Annotated in this window: 11 protein-coding genes; 3 read left to right on the top strand and 8 right to left on the bottom strand. The window is 50.3% G+C overall.

Annotated features, from left to right (window positions below):
- Positions 1-339 precede the first annotated feature (339 nt).
- Entirely contained in the window at positions 340-1,473 is a 1,134-nt protein-coding gene (locus B212_RS0104795) for a coiled-coil domain-containing protein (protein WP_156830068.1), read from the top strand.
- Here B212_RS0104795 and B212_RS0104790 read toward each other — a convergent pair.
- Both B212_RS0104790 and B212_RS0104780 read right to left on the bottom strand, forming a co-directional pair.
- Entirely contained in the window at positions 1,465-2,697 is a 1,233-nt protein-coding gene (locus tag B212_RS0104790; protein ID WP_019909291.1) for a sugar ABC transporter substrate-binding protein, read from the bottom strand. The genes B212_RS0104795 and B212_RS0104790 overlap by 9 nt on opposite strands.
- 942 nt (positions 2,698-3,639) lie before the next feature.
- Positions 3,640-4,971 (bottom strand): PhoH family protein, encoded by a 1,332-nt coding sequence (locus B212_RS0104780; RefSeq protein WP_019909288.1) that lies wholly within the window; start codon positions 4,969-4,971, stop codon positions 3,640-3,642.
- 197 nt (positions 4,972-5,168) lie between these two features.
- On the opposite strand from B212_RS0104780, the gene B212_RS0104775 reads away from it, so the two are divergent.
- Positions 5,169-5,738 carry a YhcN/YlaJ family sporulation lipoprotein gene (locus B212_RS0104775; RefSeq protein WP_019909287.1) on the top strand — a complete coding sequence of 190 codons (570 nt, stop codon included), beginning with the start codon at positions 5,169-5,171 and terminating at the stop codon, positions 5,736-5,738.
- A 35-nt stretch (positions 5,739-5,773) separates the two neighbouring features.
- Here the strand turns inward: B212_RS0104775 and B212_RS0104770 are convergent, their stop codons facing one another.
- From B212_RS0104770 to B212_RS0104750, 5 genes are all read right to left on the bottom strand, one after another.
- On the bottom strand, positions 5,774-6,229 hold the full coding sequence (locus B212_RS0104770) for a pyridoxamine 5'-phosphate oxidase family protein (RefSeq protein WP_019909286.1): 456 nt from the start codon (positions 6,227-6,229) through the stop codon (positions 5,774-5,776).
- A 70-nt stretch (positions 6,230-6,299) separates the two neighbouring features.
- Positions 6,300-7,370 carry an LCP family protein gene (locus tag B212_RS0104765; protein ID WP_028530609.1) on the bottom strand — a complete coding sequence of 357 codons (1,071 nt, stop codon included), beginning with the start codon at positions 7,368-7,370 and terminating at the stop codon, positions 6,300-6,302.
- Between the two features lie 334 nt (positions 7,371-7,704).
- Positions 7,705-9,549, bottom strand: a complete 1,845-nt coding sequence (typA, locus tag B212_RS0104760; RefSeq protein ID WP_019909284.1) for a translational GTPase TypA — start codon at positions 9,547-9,549, stop codon at positions 7,705-7,707.
- Between the two features lie 167 nt (positions 9,550-9,716).
- Complete coding sequence (locus B212_RS0104755) at positions 9,717-10,229, bottom strand: hypothetical protein (RefSeq protein ID WP_019909283.1); 513 nt, start codon at positions 10,227-10,229, stop codon at positions 9,717-9,719.
- Between the two features lie 174 nt (positions 10,230-10,403).
- The gene (locus tag B212_RS0104750) at positions 10,404-11,063 is read right to left on the bottom strand and encodes a TerC family protein (RefSeq protein ID WP_019909282.1); all 660 of its coding nucleotides are present in this window, start codon (positions 11,061-11,063) and stop codon (positions 10,404-10,406) included.
- Between the two features lie 186 nt (positions 11,064-11,249).
- On the opposite strand from B212_RS0104750, the gene B212_RS0104745 reads away from it, so the two are divergent.
- Positions 11,250-11,945 (top strand): TerC family protein, encoded by a 696-nt coding sequence (locus tag B212_RS0104745; RefSeq protein ID WP_019909281.1) that lies wholly within the window; start codon positions 11,250-11,252, stop codon positions 11,943-11,945.
- Here B212_RS0104745 and thiI read toward each other — a convergent pair.
- Positions 11,942-13,225: a tRNA uracil 4-sulfurtransferase ThiI gene (gene thiI, locus B212_RS0104740; protein WP_019909280.1), complete on the bottom strand. Its 1,284-nt coding sequence runs from the start codon at positions 13,223-13,225 to the stop codon at positions 11,942-11,944. The genes B212_RS0104745 and thiI overlap by 4 nt on opposite strands.
- Between the last annotated feature and the right edge of the window lie 2 nt (positions 13,226-13,227).

Raw genomic sequence — 13,227 nt, 5'->3', positions numbered from 1 at the left:
GTTAGCTTCGGAAGGTATAATAAATGTCATAGAATGTATTGCCGGAACTATACTGGGAGGGGGATATTCTCTTCGACCGCATGTTTCGTGTGCTGGTTTTTTTACGCTTTTGATCGGACTCATGGCTTTTGCCGGGAATCTGACGGAGATGGCCCTGATCTTTTGGGGATATATAACCATTTATATTTAAGACGGATGCTTCCTTACATTAAGGAGAGCCTCCGTTTTTTTGTTTTGCGTTTATGCAGGTCTTCCACATGGAATGCAGGTATGATATTTTAACAAAGGTAAACATATTATTAGTACATACCTGTCTATTCCTTCTAAGGTGGTGGTGTGGTGCTTTTCCGTTATAATAGATGCCGATTGTCTGCCGTTCTGATCTTCCTTGTATGCTTCACAATCCTGCCTCTGACGCCCCCTGCCCTTCTCGCTGCCGATCCCGTTACAGAGCTGAACGCCGCTCCCCCGGCTATGCCTGATAATGAGGAGACGCGCAAGCTGATGGAGCAGACGTTATCCTCGGCTGAAATTGAACGTGAGATCACCCGCATAAGCGCTGAGCAGCAGACGCTTGAAGCAAGGGTGTCTGTGCTTGAGAAACAGGCAGAATCGCAAAAAGCAGCAATAGCCGAAGAGCGGGAGCGTGCCGGTGCCATTGTGCGTTCTTATTACATGGGCGACAGGGACGGATTGCTGACGGCTGTTCTCTCCGCAAAAAGTATTGGCAGACTGCTGGCTTTATATGATTATTATGAAATTGTGATTGGACGTGACCGTGACATTCTGTCTCAATATGAGAAGGAATATAAGAAGCTGAAAACAACGTTAGCTGCGGCACAGCGCAGTTCACAGGAGCTGGCGGAGCTCAAAACGGCTCTGGAAGAACAAAAGGCCCGGGTTACGGCGCTCAACGCAGAGATCGAAGGCGGCATTCAGGGCAGCAGTGATCCCGAAAGCATGAGTGCTCTACTGGAGGAATTTACGAAGTATTGGGAAAATATCGGCATCCATGAGGTTAGAACGTATTTCAAAGCTTTGTCGTCGGCCATGAAGAATTTGCCGCAATTCGTTCAAAGCCATGACGGGATGCTGACGCGCAAAGGAATGACTTACAATCTGGCGTTAAAGGAAGCGGATCTGAATGAGTTCCTGGTGGCGCAGAATTCATTGTTCAAGGACTTTGCATTCCATTTCAATGATAATGAGATTACCGCAACGGGAAAAAGCGGGGGGTTGTCACTCACGCTGACCGGCCATTATACGATTCAAAATGATCCGGTCAACGCGCTGATGTTCCATGTCGATGAAGTTGTATTTAATGGACTGAAGCTGCCGGATACTACCCGTAAGGCGCTTGAGGAAGATTTCGACTTAGGCTTTTATCCGGAGAAAATCATCTCTTTCCTGCGTGCCACCGATGTGAGCAGTGCAGCGGGTGTGCTCCATGTGAAGCTTGCGCTCTCATTCTGAAGCCTTGGCTAAAGCTGCGGCATACCCGGCAGCATTGACTTTCCCTGTAAGCAGCAGGGTGACTGCCGCCGTAAGCTCCGACCAGCCTCCCGCTGTCTCCTTGCTTATGGCGGTTTCCTCAGTAAGCAGCAGCTTGGCGTCAAAAGGAAGCTTCGTTCGCTCGGGCAGCCCGGTGCGGTAAAGCTCATCAAGGGCAGGCAACCGTCCTGTATTCTCCAGCCAATCCAACTGTGCCGTGCTTGAGGTTACATAAGCAAGCCATTTCACAGCAGTCTCAGGATCGGCGGATTGCGCCGGAAGAGCGAAAAAGCGGCTATACAGTGCTTGGTACCCCATTTTACTTCCGGCGGCCACCGGCGCTTCAGCAGCTAGTGTAGAATTCCCGTGCTGCTGCCACTCCGAGAGCGGGAGTGCCGCAACCGCAACCTTTCCATCCTGAAGCATATCCCAGATGCTTGTATTATAGCGGCTTGTCAGATAAAAATAGCGGCTTGCATTTTGTGTCCATTCCAGCAGAGCCGAATTAATGTTCAGCAAGTTGCCCCCCATACTCTCCAGCACTGCTGAGTAGCCATAAGGATCAAGGCTATCCATTGCCAGCAGATAACGTTCCTTGCCCTGCTGCTCAAGGATGCGCTTCAATAACTCATTCCACTGCTCCATGCTTCTCGGAACCTCTGTCAAGCCCAGCTCGCTGAGCCGCTGAGGTGAGTACACCAATACATAGGGGTCAATATCCAGCGGAACTCCCCAGTCATATCCATTCCATTGCATCTGAGGAATTAACGTAGTTAGCGGCGCACTTCCGGGTAGACTCTGATAAATATCTACCGGCAGCAAATATCCCCGGGTTGCCAGATCACTGATGCTGCGGCCGTCGATCATCACAATATCCGGACTATCGCCAATTGTCAGATCCTGCTTCAGCTTCTCATCGGCATCTCCGCTGTCCACATTGCTCAGGACGACCTGAACTCCCGTGGACAAACTGTAGTTATTGCTGATCCGCTCCAGCTCCTTAAATTCCTCATTGCTTAGAGACACCCGGATACTCAGCTTTTTGATACTGTCCTTATCACCGGAAGCAGGCCGCTCCGATTGATTCAGCGGCTTTCTCAGCGGATGGGAATCGTCACGGGTATCCAGCTCCATGCTGGGGGACAGGCTTGTCAACGACAGCAATAAAATAGCAAACAGCAGCCAGTAGTTTCTCCTTCTCAGCACGTTCCTTCTCCTCCCGCCTTGACTCGTCCCCCCTATTTTACCAGATGCATTCCTGGTTGTCTGCCATCATGAAAACGTTCTCTTTCTATTATATAGGTATGAATGACGACGATAATTGGATTGCGACATTGGGCCATTCCAAGAAAGCTTTGGACTTCCGATCGCTGTTATCCTCAGATTTCCTGATTTGAATTACCGCTTCTGCGGTAGAAATCCAAGGATAAAGGCGAACGCTGCCGCTTCTCCAGTTCCAAACTTTCTTTCCATTCTCTTGTCGCAAAAGGATTTCCCCCTCGCCGTTCCTCGGGGCAGCAAAAACCTTGCTGGAGAGCCAGGACGCTGCGCGTGCGGATTATTCTTCCGATCGCTGTTGTCCCCGGATTTATTGTAATTGATTTAGTGGTGGAAATCCGGGGGCAAAGGCGAACGCTGCCGCTTCTCCAGAATAATTCCGCTCTCTCCGCTAACTGCTCTCTTTATGCACATTCATTTACCCCTCGCCGTTCCTCGGGGGCAAAAAAACAAACAGCCGGGAAAGATCTCCCGGCTGTTTGATCTATTGCACTTCGTACACTCACATTTGCAATATTCTGTCGCATTTCAGGTTCTATTGTACTCTGCGCAATAGATTTATCGAATTCTACCCGTAACGGTCGATTTCCTTAAAATCAGTTGCATGAAATACAGCAGAAGGCGTTTGGGATGCCATTTTGCCTCATTCTATCCTGAAATAACGATGTCCGAACAGAGGACATTGTTATGGAAGCCTCGAATTTGGCGAAGCCAAATTGAGGGTCTTCTATGAAATTTCATCGTCTGAAGTGCCGCGAAAGAGCGGCATGGATGTCTGTTGCACATTGTGCAATCACACCAGCCTTTACTCTAGCATACAGCAGGCGGCTCTACAGTGGGCTGAACTGGTATATAAGGCAACGCCTGTAGCTACAGCAGATCAGCAGCCAGTTGGGCTAGATGCGAACGCTCACCCTTTTCCAGGGTAATATGTCCGCTGATACCCTGCTGCTTGAACTTCTCAACGATATAGCTAAGCCCGTTGCTCGCAGCATCGAGATACGGATGATCAATCTGCTCCGGATCGCCCATCAGAATGACTTTGCTGCCTTCACCGGCTCTGGAGACGATAGTCTTCACCTCATGACGGGAAAGATTCTGCGCCTCATCAATGATGATGAATTGCGATGGAATGGAACGCCCGCGAATATAGGTGAGCGCCTCAACCTGGATGCTGCCCAGACCCATGAGGATTTTATCAATGTCTCCAGACTTCTTGGTATCGAACAGGAATTCCAAATTATCATAAATCGGCTGCATCCACGGACGAAGCTTCTCGTCCTTCTCACCAGGCAAATACCCGATATCCTTGCCCATCGGCACCACCGGGCGGGCGATCAGCAGCTTTTTATATTTATGCTCATCTTCTACCTTGAACAGTCCCGCAGCCAGGGCCAGCAGCGTTTTCCCCGTTCCCGCCTTGCCCGTGATAGTCACCAGCGGAATGTCATCATTCAGCAGCAATTCCAGAGCCATCCGCTGCTGGGCATTGCGGGCACTGATTCCCCACACCGCATCATTCCCGAGATAAAGCGGCTCCAGACGGGTCGCATCGCTGTTCACTCTAAGCAGGGCCGACTTCCCGGTGCCGATCTCATCCTTCAAAATGATAAATTCATGCGGATAGAGCGGATACGATAGGGCTAGTTGTTTGACTGACAAGGAACGGTGGCTATAATATTCATCAATCAGCGAAGGATGGACCATCAGTGACTGGCAGCCGGAATACAGCTCGTTCAGGTCGCCAGTGCGGTCCGATAAATAATCCTCCGGAGTAATACCAAGCACATCCGCCTTGATGCGGACAAGCACATCTTTACTTACGAGTACCACAGGTCTGGGGTCAGCTTTTTCATTCTCCTCATGGAGATAATTGAGGGCCACAGCCAATATCCGGTTGTCGTTGGACACCTCGCCGAACATTTCCTGTACCTTGACGAAGCTGCGGTGATTAAGCTCTACCTTCAGCGTACCTCCATGCTCCAGCTCCACACCGCTATGCAGGTGGCCCAGTTCACGGAGTCCGTCTAATAAGCGCGACACGGTGCGGGCGTTGCGGCCGATTTCATCGGCGTTACGTTTCTTGGAGTCAATTTCTTCCAGCACTACAGCGGGAATGACAACCTCATGCTCCTTGAAAGCAAAGATCGAATTGGGATCGTGCAGAAGCACGTTGGTGTCTAGTACAAATATCTTTTTCATGTTATCCCCTCCACAGCGCCTGGTTTGATTGGTCATACATAACTCTTTTCAGCCGGGGCAAGATATAGCAAGTAGAAACGGCTTCGCCATCCTTAAAGGATCGGTATCCGTTTCAGCGAGAAATATAAGGATGATTGATGAGTAGAGCATATCCTTATATTTAAAAACTGATCTTTGGCTGAAAGGAGTAAGCACATATGAGAAAATCAATGTGTCTGTTGCTGGTACTGCTGCTGCTGACAAGCTGCGGTATCGCTAATAAAGGAACATCACCCTCTCCTCAGGATAAACAATCGGCAAAAGCTCTAAGTAACCAGGGGAACCGCGGGGTACGGCCACTTGCGACTGCAGGAGCAGCTACACTGAATCCTACAGCGATGCCTGGTCAGGCTTACAACACTTCAGGTGAGAGCGATATTACACTGAAGAATCATTTTGAGCAACTGGCCAAAAGAGTACCGGGCGTAAACGGCGCCCACTGTGTCGTAATGAACAATATGGCTGTAGTCGGCATAGATGTTGATGGATCTCTGACCCGCTCGCGTGTCGGAACCATTAAATATTCCGTAGCTGAAGCTATCCGGAAGGACCCGAGAGGTGTAAGGGCACTCGTCACCGCTGATATGGACCTTAACAGCAGACTAGCCGAGATGGGCCGTCATATCAGCGAAGGACGCCCGATTTCCGGATTCGCCGCCGAGATGGCCGATATTATCGGCCGGATTATACCACAGCTTCCTAAGGATGTCAGACCGCACGGAAAGTAAAAGTCTTAAATTTCAAAAAAAGCCTAGTGAGAATATCACTGGGCTTTTTGCATGGCGGCAAACACTTGTCCGTCCAGCTTGTCAGCCGCACGTGCATCGTATACCTTCGCATATTTTGGGGCAGATTCCAACTGGGCGCCATAGAACAGCGCATTGCGGACCGCTTCAATTTCAATATCAAAACAGCACATCTTAAACGGGACATCGGGCAGCGGGTCCTGCCTCACGACAGCACGGCCGTTAATGGCATGAACGGTACCCTCGCCAAAAACTGTAATCGTCACCAGCGGATTCACCTTCATGTTGTTCACAAGCCTGGAGCGATGATCCACCGCCAGACGCACAATGGATGGACTCACTGCATAGATCCAGGAAATAGCGGTGGATGTAGGACCACCCGATTCCGCATCCACAGTGCTTAGAAGAACAAAAGTTTCTGTCTGCAGCATGGATAGCAGGCTTTCATTGAGCTGAGCAACGGCTTCGGACATAAATTCAGGCCCCCTATGATGCTTGTGTGCGTTCGATTAATTATATTATAGCACATGCCCGAACTTGCATTCAATTTTGAGCTGCAGCCCCGGCAATCCGATTCTGCAGACTTTTTTTAGCCGCGTCAAGCTCTTCACCGTTAATATATACATATGGACTGCGCCAAGTTCCGGTCACCGGTTTAAATTCAATATTCGACTTGGATATTTTCCAATAGGTGGATATCATGCTCTTAATCTGCTCATTCTCGATATCAGTCTTCATGTTGTCATCCACAGCATCAAGCACTTTGCCAATCTTGAGTACCCCGCCCAATGACTGCATTTGTCCGACTAACGAATTCAGCACCTCGTTCTGGCGTTTATTGCGGTCAAAGTCATCCGAAGATTTGGTCTTCGGGCTGCAGTTGGACTTGCGGTAACGAACATAATCAAGCGCATCGTCGCCGTTCAACTGTGCCTGACCCTTCTTCAGGTTGATATCCGTGCCATCCACACTATCCGTATAACACATATTCTCACTGATGTTGACGTCCACTCCACCTAGCTCATCGACTACATCACGGAAGCCCTGAAAATCAAGCACGGTGGCATAATCAATATCGACTCCGAGATATTTGCCCATCATTGTCTTCATTTCATCCTCGGCAAGTATACCCGATTTCTTCTCCTTGCCCTTGAACCGGGCGTAGAACTCGTTAATCTTGGTCTTCTTATATCCGCTAAGCTCCACATAGGTATCGCGGGGAATCGAGACCACAGTTGCAGACTGGGTATGCGGGTTAAGCGCTGCGACCATAATGACATCCGTCAGATTCGATGGATGCTTCGGCCTGTTGTCCGTTCCCAGCAGCAGCATCGTAATAGGCCTTTCTGCAGCCGAATGTCCCGCCGGAACCGCCCGGTCAATACCAAAGCTGCCTTGATCGAACTTCCAATACAAATAACCTGCGTAACCAAGCACTGCAAGTATAACAATCAAAAGGATCATAAGCAGCGTCTTGCCTGCTCTGGCAAACGCTCCACGTTTCTTAACACTCTTCTTGTTCTGCGCGGGTCTGGACGCGGCGCTTGGCTGCGGTCTGTTGTTTCTTGGGTTCCCGCTGGATCTTGGAGGCAAACTGCCCTTACTTATACTCATAATGAAATAGAGTCCTTTTCATCTCAATTGGAATTATATTGCTACGTATTAAATTAGACGGAAGCCTGCGGTAAAAGTTGCGTTTACTGTCTTGTTGCTGCTGCTGCCGCCTTTCGCTTCTGCCGTGCTTCCACCATATAACGAACCCGCTCTGCACAGCTCTTCACTCCTCCCGGGAATAAGTTCGCTTACATTATGTCATCCGCTGCGGGTTTTCCCGCTAATAATTCTTAGAATTATTAGGAGCTCTTGAAAAACGAACAAAAGCCGCCGGACTGGCCGGCGGCTCAAGAAGAAAGATAAGGTGATTCGGTCCTTATCTTGGATATACAGCTTAGGCTTGGCTGGCTTGCGCCGCTTTACGCTGCTTTTCTACACGTTCGCGTTCGCCCTTATTCAGGATCTTTTTACGCAACCGGACAGATTTAGGAGTAATTTCGCAATATTCATCATCGTTCAGGTACTCAAGCGCACCTTCCAGGGAGAACAGGCGAGGGGTCTTCATCTTCACCGTTTCATCCTTTGTAGCAGAACGGACGTTAGTCAGTGCTTTTTCCTTACAGATGTTGACAATGATGTCGTTGTCGCGGGTATGCTCGCCTACGATCATCCCTTCGTAGATTTCAGTCCCAGGCTCCAGGAAAAGGATACCGCGGTCCTCTACACCCATCATGCCGTAAAGAGTAGTGTTGCCGGTCTCACTGGATACAAGCACACCTTGATGGCGTCCGCCAACCTGGCCGCCGATCAGTGGAGCATAGCTGTCAAATGCATGGTTCATTACCCCATAGCCGCGTGTCAGCGTCAAGAAGTACGTGTTGTAACCAATCAGGCCGCGTGCAGGAATCAGGAATTCCAGACGAACCTGTCCGGTGCCGTGATTGATCATGTTGACCATTTCTGCTTTGCGTGTTCCCAGGCTCTCCATTACGGCGCCCATGCTTTCTTCCGGAATATCAATCATCAGACGCTCAAGCGGCTCCATTTTGGCACCGTCGATTTCCTTGACGATAACTTCAGGTTTGGATACCTGCATTTCATAGCCTTCACGGCGCATATTCTCAATCAGAATTCCGAGATGCAGCTCACCGCGTCCAGACACGATAAAAGCATCAGGGCTATCGGTTTCCAGCACACGCAAGCTGACATCCGTTTCCAGTTCTTTGAAGAGACGCTCACGCAGCTTGCGGGAAGTCACCCACTTGCCTTCCTTACCGGCAAATGGACTGTTGTTCACCAGGAACGTCATTTGCATAGTCGGTTCGTCAATCTTCAATACAGGCAGGGCTTCCGGGTTAGCCGGGTCGGCAATCGTCTCACCGATGTTGATATCCTTGATACCGGCGATGGCCACGATGTCACCTGCACCTGCTTCTTCGGTTTCCACACGCTTGAGGCCCTGGAAGCCGAACAGCTTCTCAATGCGCGCAGTTTTGCTCTTGCCATCGCGCATGATGACTGTAACGGATTGGCCTTGCTTGATTACGCCGCGGTTCACGCGTCCGATGGCGATACGGCCCAGATATTCGTTGTAGTCCATCAAGGTTACAAGGAATTGCAGCGGCTCATCCACTTTTTCAGTTGGAGCCGGAATGTGCTGGGTAATGGTCTCATAAAGTGCTAGCATGTTGTCGTCCTGCTTCTCAGGGTCCATGCTGGATGTGCCGTTAAGCGCGGAAGCATAGACAACCGGGAATTCCAATTGATCGTCGCTCGCTTCAAGCTCAATGAACAGATCCAGCACTTCATCAATAACTTCCTTAGGACGTGCTGCCGGGCGGTCAATCTTGTTCACGACTACGATTGGTGTCAGGTGCTGCTCCAGCGCTTTGCGCAGAACGAATTTTGTCTGCGGCATGCAGCCTTCATAGGCATCGACAACGAGCAGTACGCCGTCAACCATCTTCATAATACGTTCTACTTCACCGCCGAAGTCGGCGTGTCCCGGTGTATCTACGATGTTGATCAGGAACTCTTTATAGGTAATAGCTGTATTTTTGGCTAGGATAGTTATTCCGCGTTCCCGCTCCAGGTCATTCGAGTCCATAGCGCGTTCTTGAAGATGCTCGTGAGCGCTGAAAATACCTGATTGCTGCAGAAGCTGATCGACGAGTGTTGTTTTGCCATGGTCAACGTGGGCAATGATCGCAATGTTGCGGATATCTTTTCTTGAATGCATGATTTGTATCCAAATCCTCTCATTTATCAAATTAAAAATGTTCAAATTTATAGCGTGTCGCAGCAGTCTCACAAAAGAAGCGCCAGGCAGAAAGCCGACGCTTCAACATATCCTTAATATTATAGTGAAAGCACTATGAAAAGCAAGTCTTTTTATGAAAAAATCACTTACCAGCCTCCATTCCACTTCTTGCCGCCTCCCGGTTTGCCCCGTCCGAACATCAGCCAAGCGCCTGCTGCGACAAGAATCGCACCAATCAGGTAAAGCGCTCCGGTACCCAGAAGACTAAAGACCAGCAGGATAACACTCAGCAGTCCAAGAATGACGGCCGTAGTCGTAAGCCTGCCGCTTCGGCCCGGCGAATAGAGCGAATACTCATACAGTCCGATGGCAATGCCCAGCAGCAGCAGCGGCCACAGATGTCTCATCAGCCCCCAGCCCCACGCATTGCATAACCCCAGCAGCAAGCCATATACAGTTAGAATTCCGGCGGGCAGCAGCACGGATGCCGAGGCACGGCGGCTGAAGAAAAGCACATGCAGGAACAGGCCTGGTATCAGAATCACGAGTGGCCAGAGGGCACGCCCAAGGAATCCGAACACCCCCAGCTTTCCGAATAGAATTACGATGCCGGCGGCGGCGATAAACACACCCAGTTTCATGTCGTTTTTGGAAGACATTTTTCACCCATCCCTTCAAAGTTCTCATCTAATATGACAGGATTCCATTTATATTTTATCTGAAAAAAGCATAAAACACCATCATCATCATTCTTCGTACGTTTGGCAGAAACGCCAAAGAGGCCGCGCCAAAGCTTATTCAGCTCTGTCTCAGCCTCTAGTATTGCCAGATTTCTACTTTAACGATACGGGTCTGCGCTTAATAGCACCGGATACCACAACTGCGATGCCGAGCAAGAGCGGCAATGTGGAATGAAGCGACGGCAGCAACAAAGAAATTACCGGACCTAACTTAGCATCCTGCAGCAGCAATTCGCCGGCGGTATGCGCGAGGATATAGGCCCCGATGTAGATCAGCACCGGAAAGCGGTGCAGCCAGCCTACGATAATGCCGCTTCCCCAGACCACAATCGGAATGCTTAAGGCGATACCAATCACGATCAGCGCGAGATCCCCTTTGGCTACTCCCGCAATCGCCAGCACATTGTCCAGGCTCATAATGAAGTCGGCAAGCAGAATGGTGCGGATCGACCTCCAGACGGTTGAGCTTTCCTCCACCCTGACATCTTCCTCTTTCTCCAGCAGCAGCTTGAACGCAATCCATAGCAGCAGCATTCCCCCGCCGGCTTCAATATAGGGAATTTTCAGAAGCAGCACCGCAGCAAAAGTCAGCAGGCATCGCAGCACAACGGCTCCGGCTGCCCCCCACCATACTGCCAGCCTGCGGTGCTGCTCCGGCAGATTCTTGCTGGCCATCGCAATCACCATTGCGTTATCTCCGCTCAGCACAAGATTAATCATCAGTATTTCACCAAGCAGCAATAAGGAATCCATTGTTTTTAGCCTCCCCGAACAACATGTAATTACATGTATGTCCAAGGGCGACAAGCTATGCTTACTTTACGCGCTTTTTTCCGCGGAGACGAATGTCCGGAGCTTTTCCAGCGTATACAAAACTATGCAGGCACAGCCGCCCTGTCTCCACACCTTTAGCATACAAAACCTTAGGAGTGACCCCAATTGAGCTCATCCGTTCTGGATTTCATATTGTCGCTGCTGAACATCGTCTTTCTGGATTTGATTCTGGCCGGCGACAATGCAATTGTCATTGGTCTAGCTGCCCGGAATTTGCAGGGCGGTACACAGAAAAAAGCAATTCTGCTGGGTACGGGCGGAGCCGTCGTGCTGCGGATTATTGCTATTATTCTGGTCGTATGGCTGCTTAAGGTTCCCTGGCTGCTGCTTTTTGGCGGATTGCTGCTTATTCTGATCGCCTACAAGCTGCTGACGGGAGAAAGTAACGGTCCGGATATAAAAGCTGGAGGGACGCTGTGGTCCGCAGTCCGGACAATCATTGTCGCCGATGCCGCCATGGGCCTTGATAATATTATCGCTATTGCCGGGGCAGCCAATCACAATATTATCCTTGTTGTGCTGGGACTCCTGATCAGCGTACCGATTGTAATCTGGGGCAGCACGCTTTTTATTAAGCTGATTAACAAATATTCCTGGATTATATATATCGGTGCAGGTGTGCTCGGATTCACAGCCTCCAGCATGATTGCGGGAGAACAGCGAATTGAGCCTTTTGTACGGGAGCATCCGCTGCTGCATATTCTTTTCATCATTCTGGTTATTGCTGGAATTCTTGCGGCAGGTCACCTGAAGCGGCTCCATAGTGACAGAAAAGCTGCGCACAGCCACAATTTTGACTAAAACCACTCTTCCTGCAGTCCGGCTTCGGCCGTGACTACATCGCTGGGCTTCTCATTTCCGTAAGGCGTAATGATAACCTTTTCGGTCCCGGCCGCCGCTGCGTCCAGCAGTGCAGAGTACCCCGGAAGTGTGGCTTCGATTTTATCCACGATTCGCAGATTCGGGTTCGTCGTTGGAGATTTCGGGACAAACAGTGTACAGCAATCCTCATAAGGCAGAATAGACAGCTCGTAAGTGCCGATCGTTTGCGACAGCCCCACGATGTCACTCTTATCCATCATAATCAGCGGACGCAACAGCGGAAGTGCCGTGGCACGGCCGATGACATTCATGCTGGACAGTGTCTGGCTGGCGACTTGCCCCAGGCTCTCTCCTGTAACGAGTGCCAGCGCACCTTCCTGCTCCGCCAGTTTTGTAGCAATCCTCAGCATAGCCCGCCGCATCAGCGTAATAATCAGATTATCCTGACCGATGCCGGTAAAAGAGGTCTGCACCTCCGTAAACGGGACAAGGTGGAGCTTAATGGTTCCTGCATAACGCGACAGTACCCGCGTCAGATCAACGACCTTCTGCCTTGCCAGTTCGCTGGTATAGGGATAGCTGTAAAAGTGGACGCATTCCACTTCCAGCCCCCGGCGCATGGAAGACCAGCCGGCAACAGGGCTGTCAATTCCGCCGGACAGCAGCAGCATCGCTTTGCCGTTAGTGCCCAGCGGGAAACCGCCGACGCCGGCAATATTTTCACAGAAAATATACGTATGTTCTTCGCGAATCTCAATCTTCATCTCAAGCTGCGGGGACTTCACATCCACGAGCAAACCGGGATAACCTTGAAGAAGCGGAGTCGAAATCAGCTTGTTCATTTCAAGCGAGCCATGCGGAAATCCCTTCCATACCCGGCGGGCATTGACCTTGAAGCTGGTCCCTGCAGCCGGAGCGATAATCTTCAGAAAGGTACGGCTGACCGACAGAATGTCCTCAAATTCAGACCGCGCAACCTTGACCGGACTTATCGAAGCAATGCCGAACACATTTTTCAGCGCCGTTATCAGTTCTTCCGCCGGTTCTCCGTTAAGCTCTATATAGATCCGGCCGAATTCCTTGCTCAGATTAACGTTGGGATAAGGCTTGACCATCTCCTTCACATGGCGGAATACGGTTTTTTCAAAGCGGGAGCGGTTTTTCCCTTTTAAAATAAATTCTCCGAAACGCAGCAAAAGCATATCCGCATATTCAATGCTGTGTCCGTCAGCTTCTGCTTGTGCATCTATCTCTCTCATCT

The sequence above is a fragment of the Paenibacillus sp. HW567 genome (genome assembly GCF_000374185.1).
Lineage (GTDB): Bacteria > Bacillota > Bacilli > Paenibacillales > Paenibacillaceae > Paenibacillus_AQ.
This window is presented reverse-complemented; position numbering and strand designations above follow the sequence as displayed.